The sequence below is a fragment of the Streptomyces sp. NPDC059499 genome, assembly GCF_042749285.1.
Lineage (GTDB): Bacteria > Actinomycetota > Actinomycetes > Streptomycetales > Streptomycetaceae > Streptomyces.
In genome coordinates this window covers 144,667-169,923 of the sequence record NZ_JBHYTT010000005.1, presented here as the reverse complement: position 1 = coordinate 169,923, position 25,257 = coordinate 144,667, and the positions used below count along the sequence as shown (strand labels likewise).

Sequence of the window (25,257 nt, the reverse complement as noted above, 5' to 3'; positions counted from 1 at the left end):
ACCGAAGAATCCGTAGATCACTCCACATCATGACCGGGAGAACCCATGACCGTGAGCAAGAACATCAACAACCCCGTGGGCATGGGCGGCGGCAAGCGCAAGAGGCTGTCCCGCGCCGAACGGCAGAACAACGGTCCGCACCGCAACCTCGACCGCCAGGGTGCGGCCGAGCAGAAGGCCGAGCTGGTGCGCAAGATGCGCGAGAAGGCAGCCGCGGCCGAGGGCTCGGGACAGACGGACGACGACACCGCACAGAGCTGACGCACCGCCGCCGCAGGGCGGCACCGCACGGGGCAGGGCCCGGACCGCGACGCGCGGTCCGGGCCCTGCTGCCGTGTTTCCCCTGCTACACCCAGCTGTCCAGCCACATCCGGTCACGCCAGGAGTTCTCCGGAAGCGATGTCCCCGTGTAGAGCGGCCAGAAATAGACGAAGTTCCAGACGATCAGCAGCACCAGCACGCCCGCCGCGATCGCTCCCAGTGTCCGTCTGCGCTCGCCGGTGGGATCACCGGTGCTCAGTCCCAGTTCGTACTTGGTCCCGGTACCGGCCGCCGGGCCCAGCAGGGCGCCGACCAGCATCGTCACCGCGAGGCACAGGAACGGCACGAACACGACCGCGTAGAAGAGGAAGATCGTCCGCTCCTGGTAGAAGAACCAGGGCACCCAGCCCGCCGCCACACCGCACGCGATCGCGCCCGCGCGCCAGTCGCGGCGGAAGAACCAGCGCCACAGCACGTACAGCAGCGCCACGCACCCCGCCCACCACAGCAGCGGGGTGCCGATCGCCAGCACCTCGCGGGCGCACTTGCCGGTCTCCGACGTGACGCAGCCCGTCTTCTCCTCGTAGAAGTACGAGACGGGGCGGCCCAGCACGATCCAGCTCCACGGGTTGGACTGGTACGTGTGGCCGGAGGTCAGGCCGACATGGAACTCGTACACCTGGTTCTCGTAGTGCCACAGGCTGCGCAGCCAGTCCGGCAGCCAGGTCCAGCTGCCGCCCTTGCCCTCGGTGGCCGCCCAGTTGCGGTAGTAGCCCTTGCCCGTGACGATCCAGCCGGTCCACGAGACGAGGTACGTGCCGATCGCGACCGGAACCGTCGAGACGAACGCGGGCAGCAGGTCCCGCAGGACCACGGCCCGGTACGGCTGCTGCGCACCCGCCGTGCGCCGCGCGCCCACGTCCCACAGCACCGCCATCACACCGAACGCGGCGAGGATGTACAGCCCGTTCCACTTCGTGGCGAAGGCCAGGCCGAGCATCACGCCCGCGGTGATCCGCCACGGGCGCCAGCCGAGGCGGAGCGTTTCGGCGACATGGGCGTCCGGGCGCAGCACGCCGTCCTCGTCGACCGGCAGCGCGGCGGCCAGCCTGCGGCGGGCCCAGTCACGGTCGATGAGGAAGCAGCCGAACGCCGCGAGCACGAAGAACATGAGGACGAGGTCGAGCAGTGCCGTGCGGCTCATCACGAAGTGCAGCCCGTCCACGGCCAGCAGCGCGCCCGCGAGACAGCCCAGGAACGTCGAGCGGAAGAGCCGCCGGCCGATCCGGCACAGCATCAGCACCGAGACGGTGCCGAGCAGCGCCACCATGAACCGCCAGCCGAACGGGGTGAACCCGAAGATCTGCTCGCCGAAACCGATGATCCACTTTCCGACCGGCGGATGCACGACGTAGCCGGGGTCGACCGGGATGTCCACCGAGGACGGGTCCTTGAGGATCAGCTTGTCGACGTCCTTGGGCCAGGCGCCCTCGTACCCCTGGTTGACGAGCGCCCAGGCGTCCTTGGCGTAGTACGTCTCGTCGAATATCACCGCCTTGGGGCTGCCCAGGTTCCAGAACCGCAGCACCCCGGCGACCAGCGCCACCAGGAGCGGCCCGCCCCAGGCGGACCAGCGGACCAGGTGGCCCGCCAGGGTCGGAGGCACGGCGAGCACTTCCCAGAACTGGCCTCCCGGGCGGGTGTACGGCGGAATCAGCCGCTCGCGCAGCCCCGTTCCCGGCTGCGGGGAATGGCCGAAGCGGCGCAGCCGCTGCTGCCAGGAATGCGGCTGGTCGCCGGCGTCGTTCCCGGCGTCGTGGCCCTGCTGGGCTTCGGGCGCAGTACTCGTCACCGCGCCATCGTAGGGAACGCATCTGTGCGAGTGGTGGCGCCCGTGCTGGGAGGATGGCCGATGTGACTGGAACGACTGGAACGCTCGTGCTCGCAGGGACCCCCATCGGCGACGTGGCGGACGCCCCGCCACGCCTCGCCGCCGAACTGGAGACGGCCGATGTCGTGGCCGCCGAGGACACCCGGAGGCTGCGCCGGCTCACCCAGGCGCTCGGCATCCATACGACGGGGCGTGTCGTCTCCTACTTCGAGGGCAACGAGTCGGCGCGTACGCCGGAACTCGTCGAGGCACTGGTGAACGGCGCGCGTGTCCTGCTGGTCACCGACGCCGGAATGCCGTCCGTCTCCGACCCCGGGTACCGGCTCGTCGCCGCGGCCGTGGAGAAGGACATCAAGGTCACCGCGGTACCGGGGCCGTCCGCGGTGCTGACCGCGCTTGCGCTGTCCGGCCTGCCGGTCGACCGGTTCTGCTTCGAGGGCTTCCTGCCCCGGAAGGCGGGCGAACGGCTGGGGAAGCTGCGCGAAGTCGCCGGGGAGCGCCGCACGATGGTCTTCTTCGAGGCACCGCACCGGCTGGACGACACCCTGGCCGCGATGGCCGAGGTGTTCGGCGAGGACCGCAGGGCCGCCGTGTGCCGTGAGCTGACCAAGACGTACGAGGAAGTGAAGCGCGGGCCCCTCGGCGAGCTGGCGCAGTGGGCGGCCGAAGGCGTGCGCGGCGAGATCACCGTCGTGGTCGAGGGCGCCACCGACACCGGGAACGAGGGGCTGGACGCCGACGAGCTGGTGCGCAGGGTGCAGGTGCGCGAGGAGGCGGGGGAGCGCCGCAAGGAGGCCATCGCGGCCGTCGCCGCCGATGTCGGCCTGCCCAAGCGCGAGGTCTTCGATGCGGTCGTCGCGGCAAAGAACGCGGCCAGGACCGGCCACGCGCAGGGCAAAGGACTAACCTGAAATGTAAAGCCCGAGCCGCGTACTCGGCCCCCAGTCCATGGATGGGCCAAGAGCGTTCCAACACTCGGCAGACCTGGTGCGTTGCCGCCGGGAAAGGCGTCCACTGGAGGGTGGAACGCACCACCCGGAGTGCTTGTCCGGAGTGCTTGTCCGGCGGACAAGAGGAGCAGGCATGAGCGACATCGCAGCAACCACCGTGCACGAGGCGTACGCGTTCGCCTGCATGAGGTGTGGATACGGCTGGGAGCAGGCCTACGAGATAGAGCACCATGTGGACGCCTCAGGCAACGCGTTCGTGGTGTACAAGGCGGACGGGGAGCGCGTGCCCTCTCCGCTGTCCACTCCCACGTGCACGAACTGCGGCGGCCATGTGGTCCGGATCATGAGGTCCGGCCGGGTCTCCACCGTGCAGCAGCTGCTGCAGCAGAAGGCCAAGCGCCCCAAGGAGGCCGTGGAGACGGCGGCCGAACCCGCGGCCGTCCTGGCATCGGGCTCCGCGACGCACCACTGGCAGCTGTCCGATCTGCTGCATCCCTTCCACCGGCGGTGAGGCGGAGCTCATGCCCTCGTAGAGTCGTGGGCATGAGCCGTACGGACGCCCCGCCGCTGCCCGAACCCCTCCGGGTTCCTGTCGCCGATTCGCACACCCACCTGGACATGCAGGACGGAACCGTCGAGGAGGGCCTGGCCCGGGCCGCGGCGGTCAACGTGACCGCGGTCGTCCAGGTCGGCTGCGACGTGAAGGGCTCGCGCTGGGCCGCCGAGACCGCGGCGGCCCACGCCTCCGTGCACGCCTCCGTCGCCCTGCACCCCAACGAGGCGCCGCGCATCGTGCACGGGGACCCGGACGGCTCGGCGCGGCAGGGCGTCCGGGAGCCGGGCGGGAAGGCGGCGCTGGACGAGGCGCTCGCCGAGATCGACGCACTGGCCGCCCTCGACCACGTACGCGGCGTCGGCGAGACCGGGCTCGATTACTTCCGTACGGGCCCCGAGGGCATGGCCGCCCAGGAGGAGTCCTTCCGGGCCCACATCGAGATCGCCAAGCGGCACGGCAAGGCCCTCGTCATCCACGACCGCGACGCGCACGCGGACGTGCTGCGCATCCTCGCCGACGCGGGCGCACCGGAGCGGACCGTCTTCCACTGCTACTCCGGTGACGCCGACATGGCCCGGATCTGCGCGGCGGCCGGGTACTTCATGTCCTTCGCGGGCAACGTCACCTTCAAGAACGCCCAGCCGCTGCGCGACGCGCTGGCCGTCGCTCCCACGGAGCTCGTCCTCGTCGAGACGGACGCCCCCTTCCTCACCCCCGCCCCGTACCGCGGAAGGCCCAACGCGCCCTACCTCATTCCGGTGACGCTCCGTGCGATGGCCGAGGTCCGGGGGACGGACGAGGACGCCCTGGCCGCCGCGGTCTACGACAACACGGCGCGCGCGTTCGATTTCTGAGGCGACCCCAGGCGCCTCGCTCCGCCACGCTCCGCAGTCATACAACTGTGGAAAGTGACGGAAGCTCCGCTATCGTCCCCCGCGCAACGGGTCGGCCGGCCGGAACCCCTGGAGCGTCGTGGGCCATTCGCAGGGCAGTCATCGCGCACCACGCGCCGGTCGTCGGACGAAGGAGGTCCCGGCTCCGGCAGCGCCGCGCTCCCTCCACGAGGAGCGGACGATCGTCGCCGGGTCGTGGCCCGGCGTCCTGCCCGTGCACGACCCGACGGTGCTCGACACGCCCCTGGTGCCCCGGCAGGCGAAGGCCCCGGACCTGCCGACCGGGCGCAGGGCCGCCGCCCGACGCGCGGCGGCCGCCAGGCACCGGAGCGCCCCCGAGAGCCTCCAGGGGCTTCTCACGCAGGCCCTGGTCGTCGCCGTCCTGGCGGGCGGCACCTCGGCGTTCCTCGCCCAGGACAAGGCCGTCGAGCTCAGCGTCGACGGCCGGCCGCGCACCGTGCACACCTTCGCGGACGACGTCGGTGAACTCCTCGACGACCGGGGCGTCACCGTCGGCGCCCGCGACCTCGTCGCACCGGCCCCCGGCACCGGGCTCGCCGACGGCGACGAGGTCGTCGTCCACCGCGAGACCCGGCCGGCAGCGGGGGGCGGGCCCCGGCCCCCGCGGCGGCCGTAGGCTTAACGGGTGAGCACCACAGAGCCCGACGCCCTCCTGGGCCCCGCAGACATCCGCGAGCTGGCCGCAGCACTGGGCGTACGCCCCACGAAGCAGCGCGGCCAGAACTTCGTCATCGACGCCAACACGGTCCGCAGGATCGTCCGGACCGCCGAGGTGCGGCCCGACGACGTGGTGGTCGAGGTCGGGCCCGGCCTGGGCTCGCTGACCCTGGCCCTGCTCGAGGCGGCCGACCGGGTCGTCGCCGTCGAGATCGACGACGTGCTCGCGGGTGCCCTGCCGGCCACGGTCGCAGCCCGGCTCCCGGGGCGGGCCGACCGCTTCGCACTGGTCCACTCGGACGCGATGCTCGTGACGGAACTGCCCGGCCCCGCGCCCACAGCCCTGGTCGCGAACCTTCCGTACAACGTCGCCGTACCGGTCCTGCTCACCATGCTGGAGCGCTTCCCCACCATCGAGCGGACGCTCGTGATGGTGCAGGCCGAGGTCGCCGACAGGCTGGCCGCCGGACCGGGCAACAAGGTCTACGGCGTGCCGTCGGTCAAGGCCAACTGGTACGCCCACGTCAAGCGCGCCGGCTCCATCGGCCGCACGGTCTTCTGGCCCGCCCCGAACGTCGACTCGGGGCTGGTCTCCCTGGTGCGGCGAACCGAGCCGATCAGGACCACGGCGAGCAGGGCCGAGGTCTTCGCCGTCGTCGACGCCGCCTTCGCCCAGCGCCGCAAGACGCTGCGCGCGGCCCTCGCCGGGTGGGCGGGTTCCGCGCCCGCCGCCGAGGCCGCCCTGGTCGCCGCGGGAGTCTCGCCGCAGGCACGCGGCGAGGCGCTGACGGTCGAGGAGTTCGCCGCCATCGCCGAGAACAGGCCGGAGCCCTCCGCATGACCCACAGCGTCACCGTCCGCGTCCCCGCCAAGGTCAACGCGCAGCTCGCGGTGGGCGCGGCGCGCCCCGACGGCTTCCACGACCTGGCCAACGTCTTCCTCGCCGTCGGCCTGTACGACGAGGTCACCGTCACCCGCGCCGAAGCCCTGCGCGTCACCTGCTCGGGCCCGGACGCCGCCCAGGTACCGCTCGACGCCACCAACCTCGCCGCCCGTGCCGCGATCGCCCTGGCCGAACGGCACGGCATCGCCCCCGATGTGCACATCCACATCGCCAAGGACATCCCCGTCGCGGGCGGCATGGCGGGCGGCAGCGCCGACGGGGCAGCCGCCCTGCTCGCCTGCGACACCCTGTGGTCCACCGGATCGACCCAGGACGAGCTGCTCGCCATCTGCGCCGAACTGGGCAGCGACGTGCCGTTCAGCCTGGTCGGCGGGGCAGCACTCGGGGTCGGGCGCGGTGAACAGCTGACCACCGTGGACGTCGGCGGCACCTTCCACTGGGTCTTCGCGGTGGCCGACGGCGGACTCTCCACCCCCGCGGTGTACGGCGAGTTCGACCGGCTCACCGCCGGTAGGCACGTGCCCGAGCCGACGGCGTCGGCCGCGCTCCTCGACGCGCTGCGCGCCGGGGACACCACCGCACTCGCCGGCGCCCTGGGCAACGACCTCCAGGCCGCCGCGCTCTCCCTGCGCCCCTCGCTGGCCGACACCCTGGCGGCGGGCACCGCCGCGGGCGCCCTGGCCGCGCTCGTCTCGGGGTCCGGGCCGACCACGGCGTTCCTGGTGGCGGACGCGGAGTCCGCGGAGAAGGTGGCCGACGCGCTGCTGACGTCGGGCACCTGCCGCAGCGCACGGGCCGCGGTGTCCCCGGCGCCGGGGGCGACGGTCCAGCGGCAGTAGACGGTCCAGCGGCAGCAGGGGCGGCGGCGGCACGAGGCGCCGTGCCGGCCGCCCGTCGCGTCAGCCGAGCTTCAGGGTCTTCTTCGCCAGCTCGTACGCCGGGAGCATCTGCCGGTGCTCCTCGGTGTCCAGCCCGCCCAGGTGCACCACGACCGGACCGTCGGGCGTGGCGACCGCGAAGGCGCGCTCGGTCTTCGGCTCGTCCAGCAGCTCGCTGTCCACCGTGTAGCTGACCTCGACGGCGGCCAGGTCACCGGCCTCGGTCTGTGTGTACGACTCCTCGGCCGAGTCGGGGTCGTCCGCCACGAACGCCTCCAGCACCTTCTGCGGGTCACCGTCGGAGGCCTTGCCCTGCCAGACCCGGAGGTAGCCGATGTTCCCCGCCGGCTTCGCGTCGATCTCGCAGACCATCGTGACCGTGCCCTGCTCACCCAGCGCCGCCAGGTCGGAGCCGGGCTCGATCTCGACGGCCTTCGGCTTCCAGTCCGCCGCGAGGTCGAAGGTGACAGGCAGCACGCAGGGCGAGCCGACGACGCCGAGGGTGATGCCCTTGGCGACGGGCTCCGCGGCATCGGTGCCGCCGTCGCCGTCGCCGTCCGCCGTGTCCGTCTTCCCGCTCACCGGATCGGTACCCGCCGTACCGCTGCCGGACGACGAACAGCCGGCCAGTGCCACCGCCGCCAGGACCGCCGGAACCAGCGTCCGTACCGCACCACGCATCATGAAGTCCCCACCCCAGAGATGATCCGAACCGCTCCGACCAGGGGTTCTGTCCCATGATCGATCGCCGCACGCTATCGCACCTCCCGCGGCGACTACCCTGGGACGTCGAGCGTACGTAGAGCGGTCCCCGACGCTGGGATCCCCGAAACAGGAGTGAAATGGCCGTCAATCTGGTCAATGTCGAGCAGGTCAGCAAGGTGTACGGCACCCGTGCCCTGCTCGACGGTGTATCCCTCGGGGTGTCCGAGGGCGACCGGATCGGCGTCGTCGGCCGCAACGGCGACGGCAAGACGACGCTCATCCGGATGCTCGCCAAGCTGGAGGACGCCGACACCGGCCGGGTCACCCACAACGGCGGGCTGCGTCTCGGTGTCCTCACCCAGCACGACTCGCTCGACCCGAAGGCCACCATCCGGCACGAGGTCATCGGTGACCTCGCCGACCACGAGTGGGCGGGCAGCGCCAAGATCCGCGATGTCCTCACCGGCCTCTTCGGCGGGCTTGCCCTCCCGGGCTTCGAGCACGGCCTGGACACCGTCATCGCCCCGCTCTCCGGCGGCGAGCGGCGCCGGATCGCGCTGGCCAAGCTGCTCATCGGCGAGCCGGACCTGATCGTCCTCGACGAGCCCACCAACCACCTCGACGTCGAGGGCATCTCCTGGCTCGCCGGCCATCTGCGGGCCCGGCGCTCCGCACTCGTCTGCGTCACCCACGACCGGTGGTTCCTCGACCAGGTCTGCACCCGCATGTGGGACGTCCAGCGCGGTGCGGTCCACGAGTACGAGGGCGGCTACAGCGACTACGTGTTCGCCCGGGCGGAGCGGGAGCGGATCGCCGCCACCGAGGAGGGCAAGCGGCAGAACCTGATGCGCAAGGAGCTGGCCTGGCTGCGGCGCGGCGCCCCCGCCCGTACGTCCAAGCCGCGCTACCGCATCGAGGCGGCCAACGAGCTGATCGCCGACGTGCCGCCCCCGCGCGACACCAGCTCGCTGATGAAGTTCGCCAACGCCCGGCTCGGCAAGACCGTCTTCGACCTGGAGGACGTGACGGTCCAGGCCGGACCCAAGACGCTGCTCACCCACCTCACCTGGCAGCTCGGCCCCGGCGACCGGATCGGCCTGGTCGGTGTGAACGGCGCGGGCAAGACCTCTCTGCTGCGGGCGCTCGCCGAGGCGTCCCGTACGCAGGGCGACGCGCAGCCGGCCGCCGGGAAGGTGATCGTCGGCAAGACCGTCAAACTGGCGTACCTCTCCCAGGAGGTCACGGAGCTCAACCCGAATCTGCGGGTGCTCGAAGCGGTTCAGCAGGTACGCGACCGGGTCGACCTCGGCAAGGGCCGCGAGATGACCGCGGGCCAGCTCTGCGAGCAGTTCGGCTTCACCAAGGAGAAGCAGTGGACCCCGGTCGGTGACCTGTCCGGTGGCGAGCGGCGGCGGCTGCAGATCCTGCGTCTGCTGATGGACGAGCCCAACGTCCTGTTCCTCGACGAGCCCACCAACGACCTGGACATCGAGACCCTGACGCAGCTGGAGGACCTCCTCGACAGCTGGCCCGGGTCGATGATCGTGATCTCCCACGACCGGTTCTTCATCGAGCGGACCACCGACAAGGTGATGGCCCTGCTCGGCGACCGTGCGCTGCGGATGCTGCCGCGCGGGATCGACGAGTACCTGGAGCGCAGGCAGCGGATGGAGGAGGAGGCCACCCCGTCCGCCGCCGCCTTCTCGGCGCCGAAGGGCGCGGCGGCCGAGGCCGTTTCACCGCAGGCGGCGCGTGCGGCGAAGAAGGAGCTGCAGAAGGTCGAGCGCCAGCTCGAAAAGATGTCGACGCGTGAGACCAAGCTGCACGCGCAGATCGCCGACAACGCCACCGACTTCGGGAAGGTGGCCGAACTCGACGCAGAGCTGCGTGAACTGGTCGCGGAGCGCGATGTGTTGGAGATGCGGTGGCTCGAACTGGCCGAGGAGGCCTGACCGCTGGGGCACGGCGGAACCTGTGGTGCAGGTGGGGCGGCAGGGGTGCGTGGGGCTGATGGTAGAAAGTAGGCCCGAGCGAATCGTCGTGACCTTGCGGTAGCCGTACCGCTCCAAGGGGGACCTGCCGCATGACCCAGCCGCCCGGCCAGCAACCGCCGCAGGGAGGCTTCGGCGCACCGTACGGCCCTCCGCCGGGGCCCTACGCCGAGCAGCCGGGACCGTACGGGCAGCAGCCGGGACCGTACTCCCAGCAGCAGCCCGGGCCGTATGCGCAGCAGCCCGGGCCGTACGGGGCCGGGCCGTATGCCCAGCAGCCGGGGCCCTACGTCCAGCAGCCCGGACCGTACCCGCAGCCTCCCGGGCAGGGCCCCGGCGGATCCGGGTCCGGTCGCGGACCGTTCAAGGGCAGGCCCGCTACGGTCATCGGGGCCGTGCTCGCCGTCCTGCTGCTCGTCGGCGGGGGCGTCTGGTTCGCCACGAGCGGTGACGGCGGGAGCGGTAAGAAGCCCGTCTCGGGCGGCGGAACCACGAAGCCGAGCGGTTCGCCCACGACGGGCGAGGAGGACGGAAAGAGCGACGCTCCGACCGCCGCCGGTCTCAACGCCAAGCGCAAGCCCGGCGAGGCGAAGGTGCTGTGGATCCGGGAGAGCGGGATCGACCTGCCGCAGTACGGGGACGAGCAGTACGGCCCGTGGTTCGCGGGCGACACGGTCGCCAAGGCCATCTTCCGCTCGGTATCCGGCTATTCGGTGGCCGACGGGTCGCAGAAGTGGACCCTGAAACTGCCCACCGACCTCTGCGCGGCACCGACACTGCCCACCGCCGACGGCAAGATCGTCGTCGGCATCGAGGACAACGTCTCGGAGCAGGAGGCGGAGTGCTCGGTCCTGCAGATGATCGACCTGCGCACCGGCAAGGCCGGCTGGAAGAAGACCGTCGACCGCACCGGCATCCAGGACGGGCTGTCGCACGTCGCGATGTCGGTCAGCGGGGACACGGTGACCTTCGGACGGACCAGCAACACGGACGCGTTCCGGATCAGTGACGGCAAGAAGCTGTTCGGCAAACGGGAAGGTGTCTGCCAGCCGTTCGCCTACACGAGCGGCCCCAGGATGATCGGCGCCGTCAGCTGCCAGGCCGAGCCCGTCGACCCCGTCCGCCAGCAGGTCCAGGAGGTCGACCCGGTCACCGGAGCGGCGAAATGGACGTACGAGGTCAAGGCCGGCTGGCAGGTCGCGCACGTGTACTCGTCGAGCCCGCTCGTCATCTCGATCAAGAAGGACGAGCAGTGGGCCGTCGTCGTACTGAACGAGAACGGCACCTACCGCTCCCAACTGGTCGGCGGCACCCAGAACTACACCGCGAGGTGCAGTGAGGAGTCCGTGGAGATGGGCGGCAACCTCGATGCCTGCGTCGGGGCCGCGGCCGACAAGGAGCGGCTCTACCTGTCGACCGAGTCCCTGAGCACCGCGAAGGCCATGACCAACGAGGTCGTCGCCTTCGACCTGGCCACCGGCCGGACCGTGTGGCAGGCACCCGCGCCGGACAACCAGGTCATGTGGCCGCTGCGCATGGAGGGCACCGACGTACTGATCCACGTGAGGGCCTCGTACAGGAAGGGCGGCGGGATCGGCCTGATCGCGCCGACCGGGGGTGCGCCCAGGATGCTGCTGAAGCACCCGGCGTCGGGAGCCCCGACGGAGTCCTTGATCTTCGCGCCGAAGACCGCCTATGCGGGGGGCCGTTCCTTCGTCCTGCCGAGCCGGATCAGCTCGGACGAGGACGAGGGGGAAAAGGCGATGACGGCCCTCATGGTCTTCGCTAAGTGAGGGTTCCGTGTGTGCGCCCCGCCGGTACGTCACGCAGCGGTACCGCGCAAAACGTGCAGGGTCCGTGAAAGGCGCCCGCTACGGGGCAAGTTGACGCAACGTCCGTGGCGCCTGCCCCGAACGGCCCGGGCAGGCGCGTAACGACGGCATCACGGGCCGGTTCTCCCTTGGGAACAGGGGGTGGACCGATCCCCTGTTCGATGTCGCGCGGGTGGTACAAAGAAGCCCCGCTCGACTGTCGTAACGCCGCGGAAGCCATGCCCGATTCGCTCCTTTCCGAGGGGAATTCAGCCCAGCGGAATCGCGGGGGAGAACGAACCGGGCACCGGACCGCACCGCACGAAGGGGGACGTGCTGATGACCCAGCCGCCCAGCCAGCAACCGCCGCAGGGAGGCTTCGGGTCTCCGCAGGAGCCGCCGCAGGGAACTCCTCAGCCGCCCCAGAACCAGCCGTCCCAGCCGTCCCCGCCCCAGACGCCGCCCGCAGCCCCGCCGCAGATGCCGCCGGCTCCTCCGCAGACGCCGCCCCCGGGCGGAGCGGGCTACGGCTACCCGCAGGCACCGGCCGGCGCCCCCGGCTACGGCTACCCGCAGGCCCCCGGACCGTACGCCCAGCAGCCGGGCCCGTACGGAGCGCAGCCCGGACCGTACGCCCAGCAGCCCGGTCCGTACGGCCAGCAGCCCGGCCCCTACGGCCAGCCGACGCAGCCCGGCGGCTACGGCTTCCCGCAGCAGCAGTACCCCGGCGCGCCGGCTCCCGGCGGCTCCGGCGGCAACCCCTTCAAGGGGAAGCCCGCGGTGATCATCGGCGCGGCCGTGGCCGCACTGCTGGTCGTCGGCGGTGGCGTCTGGTTCGCCACGAGCGGCAGCGACGACGACAAGAAGCCCGTCGCGAAGACGAGCACCGGGCCCGCCGGGCCGACCGCCTCGCCCACCGTCGACGAGGGTGACGGCAACGGCGACGGCCGCGAGGTCGACGACGACCTGAACGCCGGACGCAAGCCCGGTGAGGCGAAGGTCCTCTGGCTGACGACGAACGACGTCGACCTCCCGCGCAACGGCGCTGACGTGTACGGCCCGTGGATCGTCGGCGACACCGTCGTCAAGGGCATGTACCGCACGGTCTCCGGGTACTCCGCCGCCGACGGCAAGCAGAAGTGGACCCTTCCGCTGCCCGCCGACATGTGCGCGGCGCCCGGCACGGCCACCACCGACGGCAAGATCGTCATCGGCGTCAAGAACGGCACCACGGACAAGGCGGACTGCTCGGTCCTGCAGATGATCGACCTCAACACCGGCAAGCCCGGCTGGAAGAAGTCGATCACGAAGAACAGCACCTGGGACCTGATGTCCGACATCGGCCTGGCGATCAGCGGTGACACCGTGACCGTGGGCCGCACCAGCAACTCCAACGGCTACCGGGTCAGCGACGGCAAGGAGCTGTTCGGCAAGCAGGCGGGCAACTGCCAGCCGTTCGCGTTCGCCGGCGGGGCCAAGCTGATCGCGGCGTCCAGCTGCCGCACCGAGGACCTGGACAACCCGCAGCACCAGGTCCAGGAGATCGACCCGGCCACCGGGAAGCCCAAGTGGACGTACAAGCCCCAGCGCGGCTGGGAGGTCGACAAGGTCTACTCGGTGAGCCCGCTCGTCGTCTCGCTGACCCAGCGCGAGGAGAAGAAGTGGTCCATCCTCGCCATCAAGGAGAACGGCACGCTCCGTTCCCAGCTGGTCGGCGACAAGGAGGACAAGTTCTCGGTCGACTGCGGCCACGACTTCGCGATCTTCGGTGAGCAGCTCGAGGGCTGCACCGGTGTCGCAGCCGACGCCAACACCTTCTACATGGCGACCGAGGACGACACCAGCGGCACGAGCCGCACCAACAAGGTCGTCGCGTTCAACCTGAACACCGGCAAGCCCAAGTGGAAGGCGGCGGCCCCCGCCGAGCGCGTCATGAAGCCGCTGCGCATGGAGGGCGGCAACGTGCTGCTCTACCTGGAGGCCACGTACGACAAGGGCGGCGCGATCGCGACGCTCGCACCGGCCGGCGGCGCGCCCAAGGTGGTGCTGCAGCACCCGGACTCGACCACCCGGATCGAGAGCTCCTTCTTCACGTCGAAGATCGCCTACACGGGCGGCCGTTCCTTCATCGTCAGCGGACGCGTCAGCGCTTCGAACGACGAGGAGGAGAAGGCCCAGAAGACGATGATGGCCTTCGGCAAGTGACGGACCACGACGGCATCCGAGGGACCCGGCCCTCCCGCCGCACCCGCAGCCCCCTCTCCACAGACTCCTCAGAGGTACGTACGCCATGACGCAGCCGCCCCAGCCGCCCAACGATCCGCCCCAGGGCGGATTCGGCGCCCCGCAGGACCCGCCCCCCGGCGGATTCGGCGCGCCGACGCCGCCGCCGTCCGACGGCTTCTCCAAGCAGCCTCCGGCCGCACCGCCCGCCCCGCCCGCCGGTGGATACGGAAGCCCGCCGCCCCCGCCCGCCGGTGGTTACGGGAGCCCGCCGCCCCCGCCCGCCGGTGGATACGGTGCCCCCCAGACGCAGCCTGGCCAGCCGCCGCAGAACCCCGCGTACGGATACCCGCAGGCCCCGCCGCCGGGACAGCCCGGGTACGGCTTCCCGCAGGGACCGCCGCCCGGACAGCCCGGCATGCCCCCGCAGCAGGGGTACGGCTACCCGACCGCCCCGATGCAGCCGCAGTACCTGGCGCCGCAGCCGGGCGGCAACGGCGGCAAGAAGTTCAACACCCAGATGCAGATCATCGTCGCGGCGGTCGTCGCGGTGGTGCTGATCGTCGGCGGCGGAGTCATCTACGCCTCCAGCAGCGGTGACGACGGCGGCAAGAAGGACGAGGCGTCCTCGGCCGGCACCAACGGCGGCGAGGGCAAGGGCGGCGAAGGCAGCGGACTCGGCGGCGGCAACGAGAAGGCACCGGCCGACATCAAGTCCAAGGTCGGCTTCCAGCTCCCCCAGCCGAAGGTCACGGACACCACCACGGTCACGGGCTCCTGGCTCACCGACAAGGCGTTCGTGAAGACCGGCGTGTACGAGATCGTCGGCTACGACCCGGCCAAGGGCACCAAGCTCTGGTCCATCCCGCTGCCCGGCCAGCTCTGCGCCGCCTCCCGGCACATGAGCAAGGACTACAAGACGGCCATCGTCTTCGAGGAGGGCAAGCCGACCAAGGCGGACAAGTACCCGTCGTGCAACCAGGTCGGCGCCCTCGACCTGACCACCGGCAAGCTGATGTGGAGCAAGTCGGTCACCTCCAGCTCCAGCGGTGACGAGCCCATCAGGTTCAGCGAGGTCACGCTCAGCGGGACCACGGTCGCCGCGGGCGGCACCAGCGGCGGCGCGGCGTTCAACCTCGCCACCGGCGCGGAGCTGTGGAAGCCGAAGACCGACACCAACGGCTGCTACGACAAGGGGTACGGCGGCGGCGAGGCCCTCGCCGTGGTCCGCAAGTGCGGTACCTACGACGCCCCGCAGCTCACCATCCAGGCGCTGAACCCGGCCACCGGTGCCCCGCTGTCCTCGTACAACATGCCGGCCGGTGTGGAGTACGCGAGCATCGTCTCCACCAAGCCGCTCGTCGTCGCGGCCGATGTCGGCGACACCGCCGGTGACGGCAGCGGCATCTCGGACTTCTTCTCCATCAACGCGGCCACCGGCAAGCTGATCGTCCGGATCTCGGCCGACGCGGACCAGTACGCCGGACGCTGCGGCTCCACCGAGGTCGAGACGTGCCAGTCCCTGGCCGTCGGCGGCAACAAGCTCTACGTGCCGACCGAGGAGCACGAGGGCGGCGGCGAGTACGGCGACACGAACGAGATCGTCGCCTTCGACCTGGCCACCGGCAAGCTCGTCGGCGGCAAGGCGGACGCGGGCGACCGCTACACGCTGACCCCGCTGCGCATGGACGGCACCAACGTCATCGCCTACAAGGAGCCCCCGTACGACAAGGGCGGCCAGATCGTCTCCATCGACGGTTCCACCTTCAAGGAGACCGTGCTGATGGAGAACCCGAGCGACGAGGCGGTGCGCGACGCGGAGACCGGGTTCAGCGGGTACTACGCCGAGTACATCTACGACAAGGGCCGGCTGTTCATCTCCGAGAAGATGATCAGTGAGCCCCGTGAGAGCACGCTGGACGACAAGCAGTACCTCGTCGTCAGCTTCACCACCGGCTGACCCGTCCGCGGGTGAGCAGCGGCCCTGTCGGTTGATCATTCAGCCGGCAGGGCCGATCTTTTCCGCTCGGCAAGTAGCCCTGAATGACGCAGAATTCGGCATTCTGGGGGGCTTCTGCCCTGTAAGGGGCGCGCCACGTCGAACAAGCGTGTAACTTGCCGGGTCAGAGGGCCGGGGGGCCTGATCGAGGGCTACACAGCGGTACATGGGGGTTGCTCGATGGGCGTGCGGCTCATGGTGATCGATGATCACCGTCTGCTCGCCGAGGCGCTGGCCTCGGCGCTGAAACTGCGCGGGCACCGGGTGCTCGCGGCAGCGGCGCCGACGTCCGGGGCCGCGGAACTGGTCGTCAGCAGGGCGCCGGAGGTCTGCCTGTTCGGTACGGCGACACCGGCCGAACCGGGCACCTTCGACCCGATCGTGCGGATCGGGCGGGAGCGCCCGCAGGTGGCCGTCGTGGTGCTCGGCCCGGTGCCGAGCCCGCGCGGGATCGCGGCGGCCTTCGCCGCCGGGGCCGCCGGCTACGTCCGCCACGACGAACGCATAGAGGGCGTCGAACGCGCGATGATCAAGGCCCGTGCGGGGGAGGCCGCGGTCGTCCCGCAGCTCCTGCGGGGCGCGTTCGCCGAGCTGCTCCACCCGGCGGTCCAGCCGGACGACGAGGGGCAGCGGCTGCTGCAGATGCTCACCCCGCGCGAGGTCGAGGTGCTGGTGCGGGTCGCCGAGGGCGAGGACACCCGGCTGATCGCGGCCGGGATGGGGATCGCGCCGAGCACCGCGCGCACGCATGTGCAGCGGGTCCTGATGAAGCTGGGCGTCGGCTCCCGGCTGGAGGCCGCCGCGCTCGCGGCCCGTACCGGACTGCTGGACCGGGCGACGGCGGGAATGCCGCAGGGGCCGGACGGCCTCGCGTGAACGCGTGACGGTCCGGCCCCCGCAACGGTGTCGCGGTCAGCTCTCCGGCGTACCGGGGGCCTCGTCCGGCACCTGGGCCGGACGCAGCTTCATCCAGGCCAGGAAGAAGATCCCGAGGGCCAGCATGGCCAGGCCGGTCCAGAGGTTGATGTGGACGCCCTCGGCCTTCTTCAGGTCGGCCTCGGACGGGTTGATGCCGGCGATGGTGACGATCACTCCGTAGACCACGAAGAGACCACCGATGATCCGGCGGATGTCGAAGAGCCGGGCCGCGGTCGCGGACTTGCCCTCCAGTTCGGAGACTTCCTTGTGCAGGTCGGACATGGTGAGTGCCTCCGATCAGAGCGAGTAGGGCAGGTAGCACAGGGCGGCGAGGACGATGGCGCCCCAGCCCAGGAGAGCGGGACTGCGGTACCAGGCGCTGTCGCCCTCCGCCGGGATCTCGTCCGCGTCGGGGGACTCGGTGCCGTACACCAGACCGGCCAGTTCGGCCTCGGGCCTGGGTGCCGTGAAGAGCGTGACGGCGACCATGACGACCGCACCGGCGACGAATCCGACGATCGCGGAGACGAAGTTGGCGCCCTGGTCCGTCGGGATGTCGATGATGCCCTGCTTGTAGATGACGAAGTAGTTGACCATCGCGGCCGTCGTGCCCGCGACGAGGCCCCAGACACCGGACTTCATCGAGGCGCGCTTCCAGAACATTCCGATGATGAAGACCACGAACATCGGGACGTTGAAGAACGAGAACAGTGTCTGCAGGTACGTCATGATGTTGGAGAAGCTGGCGGCGATGAACGCCGTGCCGATCGAGGCCAGTACACCCACCGCCGTGATCACCCGGCCGAAGCGCAGGTAGTACGCGTCGGGCTTGTCCTTGATCACGTACCGCGCCCAGATGTCCGTCGTGAACACCGTGTTGAACGAGGACACGTTGGCGGCCATGCCGGCCATGAACGCGGCCAGCAGACCGGTCACCGCGATGCCGAGCACACCGTTGGGCAGGAGCTCCCGCATCAGCAGCGGGATGGCGTCGTTGTACGTGAGGTCCGAACCGGGCGTGCCGATCTGCGGGAAGACGGCGGCGGCGACCAGGCCCGGGATCATCACGGCGAAGACGATGAAGATCTTCGGGTACGCGGCGATGAGCGGGGTGCGCTTGGCCGCCGAGAGGTTCTTGGCCGACAGGGCGCGCTGCACCTCGGCGAAGTTGGTGGTCCAGTAGCCGAAGGAGAGCACGAAGCCGAGGCCGAGGATGATCGTCAGCCAGTTGGCGCCGAGCGGGTTGGCGTCACCGATGCCCGTACCGCCCCACGCGGAGAGGAAGTCCTCGCCGTGGCTCTTCTCCAGCGACCCGGTCAGTCCGTCCCAGCCGCCGACGCGCTTGAGCCCGAGCAGGGTCAGCGGGATCAGCGCGGCCAGGATGACGAAGAACTGCAGCACCTCGTTGTAGATCGCCGAGGAGAGCCCGCCGATGGTGATGTAGATGAGGACGAAGAATCCCGCGACGACGATCGCGACCCACTGGGGCCAGCCCAGCAGCGCCTCCACGACGATCGACAGGGCGTAGAGGTTGACGCCCGCGATCAGGATCGCCGCGAAGGCGAAGAGTATGGAACTCAGCAGGTGCGCCGACTTGTCGAAGCGCTGGAGCAGGTACTCGGGTACGGAGCGGACCTTCGACCGGTAGTAGAAGGGCATCATCACCAGGCCGAGGAAGACCATGGCCGGGATGGCGCCGATCCAGTACCAGTGGACGACCGCGACGCCGTACTGCGCGCCGGTCGCCGCCATGCCGAGGATCTCGGTGGCCCCGAGATTCGCCGCGACGAAGGCCAGACCGGTCACCCAGGCGGGCAGCGACCGTCCGGAGAGGAAGAAGTCGAGGCTCGTTCTCACACTGGCCCGGGCGGCGAAGCCGATGCCGAGCACCACGACGAAGTAGATCGCCAGGATTGTGTAATCGAGCCCGTTCGTGGGGAGCCGGAGCCCTTCGGCCAGATATTGCATGGGGGGTACTCGCTTCGTTGCCGAACTGAACCCGTCGGAACCTACGCCTTTGTGTTCAGAAAATGAACAGTTTGAGTGGCGTTCTTTGTTTGATCGTGATCGGACAGGGTGGAATGTCCTGATCTGGCTGCCTCGACGCCCAGCGAAATCACAGAAACTGGCGGCATTGACTCGCCTGTTGGCTTGTGATTTGTTATGTGCGATTCTGTTGGAGGGCGGTTACCTTGAGGAGCCTGGTGAAGAAGACGGTTACGACCCTCGCCGACGGCCGTGAGCTGATCTACTACGACTCCGCGGACGACACCGTCCGCGACGCCGTGGACCTGCGGCCGCTGGACGCCGTCTCGACGTCGTCGGAGATCCGTCGCGACGCACTGCTCGGCGACTCGGTGGCCATCGCCTCGCACCGGCAGGGGCGTACGTACCACCCGCCGGCCGACGAGTGCCCGCTCTGCCCCTCGCGTGACGGCCGGCTGAGCGAGATCCCCGACGACCACTACGACGTCGCCGTCTTCGAGAACCGCTTCCCCTCGCTCGCCGGTGACTCCGGCCGCTGCGAGGTCGTCTGCTTCACCTCCGACCACGACGTGTCCTTCGCCGGACTCACCGAGGAGCAGGCCGCCCTGGTCCTGGAGGCATGGACCGACCGCACCGCCGAGCTGGCCGAACACCCGCAGGTCACCCAGGTGTTCTGCTTCGAGAACCGGGGCGCCGAGATCGGCGTGACGCTCGGCCACCCGCACGGGCAGATCTACGGCTACCCCTTCGTCACGCCGCGCACCGAGCTGATGATGCGCTCGACGGAGACCCACCGGGCCGAGACCGGCCGCAACCTCTTCGACGACGTCGTCGCCCGCGAGCTGGCCGACGGCACCCGAGTCGTCCTGGAGGGGGAGCACTGGGTCGCCTTCGTGCCGTACGCGGCGCACTGGCCCTACGAGGTCCACCTGCACCCGCGCCGCCGCGTTCCCGACCTGCGGGAGCTCGACGACGCCGCCCGCACAGAGTTCCCACAGATCTATCTGGAACTCTTGAGGCGATTCGACCGGATCTTCGGCCCCGGGGAGCCGCCGACCCCGTACATCTCCGCCTGGCACCAGGCCCCGTTCGGGATCCCCGGGCGGGAGGAGTTCGGTCTGCACCTGGAGCTTTTCACCATCCGGCGCACGTCCGGCAAGCTGAAGTTCCTCGCGGGCTCCGAGTCCGGCATGAGCGTGTTCATCAACGATGTGCCGCCGGAGGCCGCGGCCCAGCGACTGCGAGAGGTAGCGAGCGAGTGAGCAACCCCGGTAAGAAGTACCTGGTGACGGGCGGCGCGGGATACGTCGGCAGCGTCGTCGCCGCGCATCTGCTGGAAGCAGGTCACACCGTGACCGTCCTCGACGACCTGTCGACCGGCTTCCGCGAGGGGGTGCCCGAGGGCGCCGAGTTCATCGAGGGCCGCATCCAGGACGCCGCCAAATGGCTGGACCCCTCCTACGACGGGGTGCTGCACTTCGCCGCGTACTCCCAGGTCGGCGAGTCCGTCGTCAACCCGGAGAAGTACTGGGTGAACAACGTCGGCGGCACGACCGCCCTGCTCGCCGCGATGCGCGACGCGGAGGTGCGGACCCTGGTCTTCTCCTCCACCGCGGCGACCTACGGAGAGCCCGTCTCCAGCCCCATCACGGAGTCCGACCCGACCGCGCCCACCAGCCCGTACGGCGCGTCCAAGCTCGCCGTCGACCACATGATCACCGGCGAGGCGGCCGCACACGGCCTGGCCGCGGTCTCCCTGCGCTACTTCAACGTCGCCGGGGCCTACGGCACCTGCGGCGAGCGCCACAGCCCCGAGTCGCACCTGATCCCGCTGGTCCTCCAGGTCGCGCTCGGGCAGCGCGAGTCGATCTCCGTGTACGGGGACGACTACCCGACCCCGGACGGCACCTGCGTACGCGACTACATCCACGTCGCCGACCTCGCCGACGCCCACCTGCTCGCGCTGGACGCGGCCACCGCGGGCGAGCACCTGATCTGCAACCTCGGCAACGGCAACGGCTTCTCCGTACGGGAGGTCATCGAGACCGTCCGGCAGGTCACCGGCCACCCGGTCCCCGAGACCCCGGCCCCCCGGCGCGGCGGCGACCCTGCCGTCCTCGTCGCCTCCGCCGCCACCGCCAGGGAGCGGCTCGGCTGGCAGCCGTCCCGCGCCGACCTGGCCGGAATCGTCGCCGACGCCTGGGCGTTCGCCCGTCGAGAGGAGCCCACCACCCCATGACCGAGCCCATGAACGACAGCGCTCTGGCCGCCTCCTTCACCGAGCTGTACGGGAGAGCCCCGGAGGGAATCTGGGCAGCGCCCGGACGGGTGAACCTGATCGGTGAGTACACCGACTTCAACGACGGCTTCGTCATGCCGCTCGCCCTTCCGCACGCCGCCCGCGCCGCCGTCGCCCGCCGCACCGACGGCGAACTGCGCCTGCACTCCACCGACGTACCGGGCGGAGTCGTGTCGCTGCGCGTCGACGAGCTGACCCCGCACTCGGGCCACGGCTGGGCGGCCTACCCGGCCGGCGTGGTCTGGGCCCTGCGCGAGGCCGGCCACGCCGTCACCGGCGCGGACATCCAGCTCACCTCCACCGTCCCGGTCGGCGCCGGACTCTCCTCGTCCGCCGCCCTCGAAGTGGTCACCGCCCTCGCGCTGAACGATCTCTTCGGCCTGGGCCTCGGCGCTGCGGAGCTCGCGGTGCTCGGCCAGCGCGCCGAGAACGCCTTCGTCGGCGTGCCGTGCGGGGTCATGGACCAGATGGCCTCGGCCTGCTGCACCGAGGGTCACGCGCTGCACCTCGACACCCGCGACCTCACCCAGCGACAGGTCCCCTTCGACCTGGCCGCGCACGGGCTGCAGCTCCTGGTCGTCGACACCCGGGTCAAGCACGCTCTGGGCGACGGGGCGTACGCGGAGCGGCGGGCCGGCTGCGAGGCGGGGGCGCGCGCCCTCGGCATCGGCACCCTGCGCGATCTCCCGTACGAGGGCCTCGGTGCCGCACTGGCGGCGCTGGAGGCGGCGGGCGAGGACGAGTCGGTCGTGCGCTACGTCCGCCATGTGGTGAGCGACAACCACCGTGTGGAGCAGGTCATCGCGCTGCTCGACGCGGGGGAGGTGCGCGCGGCGGGCCCGGTGCTCAACGAGGGGCACGTCTCGCTCCGCGACGATCTGCGGGTCTCCTGCCCGGAGCTGGACCTGGTGGTCTCCGCGGCGAACGCGGCCGGGGCGCTCGGGGCCAGGATGACCGGGGGCGGCTTCGGCGGTTCCGCGATCGTGCTGGTGGAGGAGGCCACGGCGGACACGGTCACCAAGTCCGTTCTGGAAGCCTTCACTTCCGCCGGTCACGCCACGCCAGGCGTCTTCCCCGCCGTTCCCTCGGCGGGCGCCCGGCGGGTCGGTCCAGCCGCTTGACCAGGATGAACTCGGTCACTCCCGGCGGGTAGTTCTCGACCTCGCCCACCACCTCGTACCCCTGCTTCCGGTAGAAGGCGGGGGCCTGGAAGTCCCAGGTCTCCAGCCGGGAGCGGGTACAGGCCCGGTCCTCGTGGGCGAGGCGTTCCGCCTCGGTGAGCAGCCGCGCCCCGAGGCCCCGGCCGCGGTGGCCGGCGTCCACCCAGAGCAGGTCCACATGGAGCCAGTGGGCCCAGGTCCGCCCGCTCAGCCCGCCGGCGAGGGCTCCCTGCCCGTCCAGGAGCCATACCTCCAACGGGAGTTCGTGCTCGGCGGAGGTGCCGGCCAGGGACCGCAGGTGAGGTGATCCGGCCCAGTTGTCGTCGTGCAGCCGTCGGCCCAGCAGAATGCGACGTTCCTTGTCTACTTCTGTCTCAAGACGGAACATGAAGCACACCCTAAACACCTTGGACAGTCAGTTCTGTGAATTGCCTTCCGCCGTCGACCGCCCGCCGTACGCTGATGCACAGCACCGGTGGGGGCCGGTGCTGATTCAGGGGACGAGACAGTCGGATACGACGCCCGGGGCGGGTGGCGGTCGGACACGGCGGCGGCCGTGGAACGGCTGCTCACCCTCTGTGTCCCGGGCGTCGTGTCCGCCGTGGTCCGTCCCCGTCGGGGAGGCCGGACAGGGGCACCCCAGGAGCTGACACAGCATGGGGGTGTCCGTGGCTCGTATCCGAGTCCTGGTGGTGGACGACCACCGCATCTTTGCCGAGTCCCTCGCGGCGGCCCTCGCCGCCGAACCGGACGTCGACGTGTCGGCCGCGGGCAGTGGCCCCGCCGCGCTGCGATGCCTGGAGCGCGCGGCCGCCGAGGGGCGCCGCTACGACGTGATGCTGATCGACGCCGAGCTGGGCATCCTGGCCACGGGTGGTGCCCGGGCCGTGCCCGTACCGGACAGCGGGCCGAACGGGACCGCTCCGGTGGACGGCATCTCGCTGGTGGCCGGGGTGCGTTCGGGGCAGCCGACGGTGCGCACGGTGGTGCTCGCCGAGAAGGACGACCCACGCAGGGCGGCGCTCGCGCTGCAGGCCGGAGCGTCGGGCTGGGTCGCCAAGGACTGTTCGCTGCAGCGCCTGCTGACGGTCATTCGGGGTGTGCTGCGGGACGAGACGCATCTGCCCGCCGCGCTGCTGACGGGCGTCCTGCGGGAGTTGACCACGGCGCGCAAGCACCGCACCGAGAGCGAGCAGCTGGTGGAGTCGCTGACGCCGCGCGAGCGCGAGGTGCTGCGGTGCATGGTGGCGGGCCTGGGCCGCAAGGCGGTCGCGGAGCGGCTGTTCCTGTCCCCGCACACGGTGCGTACGCACATGCAGAACGTGCTGGGGAAGCTGGGCGTGCACTCGACGCTGGCTGCCGTGGCCCTGGCCAGGCGGGCCGGGGTGGGTCCGGCCGCGCTATCCGGGGACGTTGTCGAACGGGGCGGTCAACTGGCGTAGCAGGTTCGCCAGTTCGCCGCGCTGCCCACGGGACAGTTCGGCCAGGATGGCCCGCTCCTGGTCGAGCAGGCCGGCGAGTGACTGGTCGGCCTTGTCACGGCCCTCCGCGGTCAGCCGTACGAGGACGCCGCGCCGGTCACTCGGATCGGGCAGCCGCTCGACGAGGTTCTTCTTGGTCAGCCGGTCGATGCGGTTGGTCATCGTGCCGGAGGTGACCAGGGTCTGGGTGAGGAGCTGGCCGGGGGAGAGCTGGTAGGGGGCGCCCGCGCGGCGCAGCGACGTCAGGACGTCGAACTCCCAGGGCTCCAGGTGGTGCTCCGCGAAGGCGATCCTGCGCGCCCGGTCCAGGTGGCGGGCCAGGCGGGAGACGCGGCTCAGTACCTCGAGTGGTTCCACGTCGAGGTCGGGGCGCTCGCGGCGCCATGCAGCGACCAGTCGGTCGACCTCGTCCTCCATGTCGATCAGTGTAGATGGTCCCTCGACATGAAGTCTCTTGAATTCAAGTGTCTTGACATCAAGATAATTGGGGGTCGATCCTGAACCCATGACCGCACCCCTCTGGGATCCGCAGCAGTACCTGCGCCACGCGGACCACCGCACCCGCCCCTTCCACGACCTCCTGGCCCGCATCGGGCCCCTGCCCCACGAGGACGCTCCCCGGATCGCCGACCTCGGCTGCGGCGCCGGCAACGTCACCACCCTGCTGGCCGAACGCTGGCCACAGGCCCGCATCACCGGCTACGACAGCTCCCCCGAGATGCTGGAGCGCGCCCACGCCCACGCCGGACCCCGGCTGGACTTCGCCGAGGCCGACGCCACGACCTGGACGCCCGACGAGACGTACGACCTGATCGTCTCCAACGCCCTGCTCCAATGGGTACCCGGCCACGCCGACCGCTTCCCCCACTGGCTGAACGCCCTCACCCCCGGCGGCACCCTCGCCTTCCAGGTCCCAGGCAACTTCGACGCACCCAGCCATACCCTCATGCGCGAACTGGCCGGCTCCCCGCGCTGGCACGCACGCCTCGACGGCCTGCTCCGCCACGGCGACGCCGTACTCGACCCGGCCGACTACCTGGAACGCCTGACCGCACCCGGTCGCACGGTGGACGTCTGGGAGACCACGTACCTGCACCTCCTGGGCGGGGAGGACCCGGTCCTCGACTGGGTGAAGGGCACCGGCCTGCGCCCCGTCCTGACCGCCCTGGCCGACGAACCCGAGGCCCGGGACGCCTTCGTCGCCGAATACCGCGACCTGCTGCGCACCGCCTACCCGGCAGGCCCGCACGGCACGGTCTTCCCGTTCCGCCGGATCTTCGCCGTCGCCCGCAGGGAGAAGCGATGATCACGGGCCTCGACCATGTCCAGCTCGCCGCCCCGGAAGGCTCCGAGGACGCTCTGCGCGCGTACTACGTGGGCGCCCTCGGCATGACGGAACTTCCCAAGCCCCCGGTTCTTGCAGCCCGCGGCGGCTGCTGGTTCCGGGCCGGTCCCCTCCAGCTCCACCTGGGGATCGAGAAGGACTTCCGCCCGGCGAAGAAGGCCCACCCCGGCCTGCGCGTCACGGGCATCGAGGCCTACGCCGCCCGACTGGCGGAGCACGGTGTCCCGGTCGAATGGGACGGCGACCTCCCGGGCCACCGCCGCTTCTACTCCTACGACCCGGTGGGCAACCGGCTCGAATTCCTGGAGCCGGTCGCCGGCTGACGGCC

23 protein-coding genes and 1 pseudogene are annotated in these 25,257 nt (G+C 70.8%); 18 read left to right on the top strand and 6 right to left on the bottom strand.

Going from position 1 to position 25,257, the window contains the following annotated elements; genetic code table 11:
• The first annotated feature begins 45 nt into the window (after window positions 1-45).
• The gene (locus ACFW9O_RS14875) at window positions 46-261 is read left to right on the top strand and encodes a DUF6243 family protein (protein ID WP_351168885.1); all 216 of its coding nucleotides are present in this window, start codon (window positions 46-48) and stop codon (window positions 259-261) included.
• Between the two features lie 85 nt (window positions 262-346).
• On the opposite strand, the gene ACFW9O_RS14870 is transcribed toward ACFW9O_RS14875, so the two are convergent.
• Window positions 347-2,113: a dolichyl-phosphate-mannose--protein mannosyltransferase gene (locus ACFW9O_RS14870; protein WP_384609197.1), complete on the bottom strand. Its 1,767-nt coding sequence runs from the start codon at window positions 2,111-2,113 to the stop codon at window positions 347-349.
• 53 nt (window positions 2,114-2,166) lie between these two features.
• Here ACFW9O_RS14870 and rsmI point away from each other — a divergent pair, with 53 nt between their 5' ends.
• From rsmI to ACFW9O_RS14840, 6 genes are all read left to right on the top strand, one after another.
• The gene (rsmI, locus tag ACFW9O_RS14865; RefSeq protein ID WP_384609194.1) at window positions 2,167-3,063 is read left to right on the top strand and encodes a 16S rRNA (cytidine(1402)-2'-O)-methyltransferase; all 897 of its coding nucleotides are present in this window, start codon (window positions 2,167-2,169) and stop codon (window positions 3,061-3,063) included.
• Window positions 3,064-3,235: 172 nt separating this feature from the next.
• Entirely contained in the window at window positions 3,236-3,613 is a 378-nt protein-coding gene (locus ACFW9O_RS14860; protein ID WP_384609191.1) for a hypothetical protein, read from the top strand.
• Window positions 3,614-3,645: 32 nt separating this feature from the next.
• Entirely contained in the window at window positions 3,646-4,512 is an 867-nt protein-coding gene (locus ACFW9O_RS14855; RefSeq protein WP_384609189.1) for a TatD family hydrolase, read from the top strand.
• A gap of 118 nt (window positions 4,513-4,630) precedes the next feature.
• Window positions 4,631-5,188 (top strand): ubiquitin-like domain-containing protein, encoded by a 558-nt coding sequence (locus tag ACFW9O_RS14850; RefSeq protein WP_384609187.1) that lies wholly within the window; start codon window positions 4,631-4,633, stop codon window positions 5,186-5,188.
• A 9-nt stretch (window positions 5,189-5,197) separates the two neighbouring features.
• Complete coding sequence (gene rsmA / locus ACFW9O_RS14845; protein WP_329210171.1) at window positions 5,198-6,070, top strand: 16S rRNA (adenine(1518)-N(6)/adenine(1519)-N(6))-dimethyltransferase RsmA; 873 nt, start codon at window positions 5,198-5,200, stop codon at window positions 6,068-6,070.
• On the top strand, window positions 6,067-6,972 hold the full coding sequence (locus ACFW9O_RS14840) for a 4-(cytidine 5'-diphospho)-2-C-methyl-D-erythritol kinase (protein ID WP_384609184.1): 906 nt from the start codon (window positions 6,067-6,069) through the stop codon (window positions 6,970-6,972). The genes rsmA and ACFW9O_RS14840 overlap by 4 nt, the downstream gene beginning before the upstream one ends.
• A 60-nt stretch (window positions 6,973-7,032) precedes the next feature.
• Here ACFW9O_RS14840 and ACFW9O_RS14835 read toward each other — a convergent pair whose 3' ends face one another.
• Complete coding sequence (locus ACFW9O_RS14835) at window positions 7,033-7,695, bottom strand: lipoprotein (protein ID WP_384609181.1); 663 nt, start codon at window positions 7,693-7,695, stop codon at window positions 7,033-7,035.
• 158 nt (window positions 7,696-7,853) lie between these two features.
• Between ACFW9O_RS14835 and ACFW9O_RS14830 the strand changes: the two genes are divergently transcribed.
• The 5 genes from ACFW9O_RS14830 (at window position 7,854) to ACFW9O_RS14810 (ending at window position 16,616) form a co-directional block, all read left to right on the top strand.
• Window positions 7,854-9,668 carry an ABC-F family ATP-binding cassette domain-containing protein gene (locus ACFW9O_RS14830; protein WP_384609178.1) on the top strand — a complete coding sequence of 605 codons (1,815 nt, stop codon included), beginning with the start codon at window positions 7,854-7,856 and terminating at the stop codon, window positions 9,666-9,668.
• Window positions 9,669-9,799: 131 nt separating this feature from the next.
• Window positions 9,800-11,500 carry a PQQ-binding-like beta-propeller repeat protein gene (locus tag ACFW9O_RS14825; protein ID WP_384609175.1) on the top strand — a complete coding sequence of 567 codons (1,701 nt, stop codon included), beginning with the start codon at window positions 9,800-9,802 and terminating at the stop codon, window positions 11,498-11,500.
• Between the two features lie 357 nt (window positions 11,501-11,857).
• On the top strand, window positions 11,858-13,723 hold the full coding sequence (locus ACFW9O_RS14820) for a PQQ-binding-like beta-propeller repeat protein (protein WP_384609172.1): 1,866 nt from the start codon (window positions 11,858-11,860) through the stop codon (window positions 13,721-13,723).
• 85 nt (window positions 13,724-13,808) lie between these two features.
• Window positions 13,809-15,701: a PQQ-binding-like beta-propeller repeat protein gene (locus tag ACFW9O_RS14815; RefSeq protein WP_384609170.1), complete on the top strand. Its 1,893-nt coding sequence runs from the start codon at window positions 13,809-13,811 to the stop codon at window positions 15,699-15,701.
• Window positions 15,702-15,920: 219 nt separating this feature from the next.
• Complete coding sequence (locus tag ACFW9O_RS14810) at window positions 15,921-16,616, top strand: LuxR C-terminal-related transcriptional regulator (protein WP_384609168.1); 696 nt, start codon at window positions 15,921-15,923, stop codon at window positions 16,614-16,616.
• Window positions 16,617-16,652: 36 nt separating this feature from the next.
• On the opposite strand, the gene ACFW9O_RS14805 is transcribed toward ACFW9O_RS14810, so the two are convergent.
• Both ACFW9O_RS14805 and ACFW9O_RS14800 read right to left on the bottom strand, forming a co-directional pair.
• Window positions 16,653-16,940 carry a hypothetical protein gene (locus tag ACFW9O_RS14805; RefSeq protein WP_351168860.1) on the bottom strand — a complete coding sequence of 96 codons (288 nt, stop codon included), beginning with the start codon at window positions 16,938-16,940 and terminating at the stop codon, window positions 16,653-16,655.
• A gap of 15 nt (window positions 16,941-16,955) precedes the next feature.
• Complete coding sequence (locus ACFW9O_RS14800) at window positions 16,956-18,626, bottom strand: sodium:solute symporter family protein (protein ID WP_351168858.1); 1,671 nt, start codon at window positions 18,624-18,626, stop codon at window positions 16,956-16,958.
• 236 nt (window positions 18,627-18,862) lie between these two features.
• Here ACFW9O_RS14800 and galT point away from each other — a divergent pair, with 236 nt between their 5' ends.
• From galT to galK, 3 genes are read left to right on the top strand one after another with little or no spacing between them, the layout of a single operon-like run.
• Window positions 18,863-19,906 (top strand): galactose-1-phosphate uridylyltransferase, encoded by a 1,044-nt coding sequence (gene galT, locus ACFW9O_RS14795; RefSeq protein ID WP_351168856.1) that lies wholly within the window; start codon window positions 18,863-18,865, stop codon window positions 19,904-19,906.
• The gene (galE, locus tag ACFW9O_RS14790; RefSeq protein WP_384609164.1) at window positions 19,903-20,883 is read left to right on the top strand and encodes a UDP-glucose 4-epimerase GalE; all 981 of its coding nucleotides are present in this window, start codon (window positions 19,903-19,905) and stop codon (window positions 20,881-20,883) included. The genes galT and galE overlap by 4 nt, the downstream gene beginning before the upstream one ends.
• Before the next feature lie 8 nt (window positions 20,884-20,891).
• Entirely contained in the window at window positions 20,892-22,064 is a 1,173-nt protein-coding gene (galK, locus tag ACFW9O_RS14785; RefSeq protein ID WP_384609632.1) for a galactokinase, read from the top strand.
• Here galK and ACFW9O_RS14780 read toward each other — a convergent pair.
• Window positions 22,054-22,491 (bottom strand): annotated as a pseudogene (locus tag ACFW9O_RS14780) (GNAT family N-acetyltransferase); the annotation flags it as partial. The gene galK and the pseudogene ACFW9O_RS14780 sit on opposite strands and share 11 nt — an antisense overlap.
• Window positions 22,492-22,771: 280 nt before the next feature.
• Here ACFW9O_RS14780 and ACFW9O_RS14775 point away from each other — a divergent pair.
• Window positions 22,772-23,545 (top strand): response regulator transcription factor, encoded by a 774-nt coding sequence (locus tag ACFW9O_RS14775; RefSeq protein WP_351168850.1) that lies wholly within the window; start codon window positions 22,772-22,774, stop codon window positions 23,543-23,545.
• On the opposite strand, the gene ACFW9O_RS14770 is transcribed toward ACFW9O_RS14775, so the two are convergent.
• Complete coding sequence (locus ACFW9O_RS14770; protein WP_329210198.1) at window positions 23,504-24,001, bottom strand: MarR family transcriptional regulator; 498 nt, start codon at window positions 23,999-24,001, stop codon at window positions 23,504-23,506. The genes ACFW9O_RS14775 and ACFW9O_RS14770 overlap by 42 nt on opposite strands.
• A gap of 88 nt (window positions 24,002-24,089) precedes the next feature.
• Between ACFW9O_RS14770 and ACFW9O_RS14765 the strand changes: the two genes are divergently transcribed.
• Together ACFW9O_RS14765 and ACFW9O_RS14760 are read left to right on the top strand one after the other, a co-directional pair.
• Window positions 24,090-24,890 (top strand): trans-aconitate 2-methyltransferase, encoded by an 801-nt coding sequence (locus ACFW9O_RS14765; protein ID WP_384609161.1) that lies wholly within the window; start codon window positions 24,090-24,092, stop codon window positions 24,888-24,890.
• Window positions 24,887-25,252 (top strand): glyoxalase, encoded by a 366-nt coding sequence (locus ACFW9O_RS14760; RefSeq protein ID WP_384609158.1) that lies wholly within the window; start codon window positions 24,887-24,889, stop codon window positions 25,250-25,252. Before ACFW9O_RS14765 ends, ACFW9O_RS14760 begins: the two co-directional genes overlap by 4 nt.
• The last annotated feature ends 5 nt before the right edge of the window (window positions 25,253-25,257 follow it).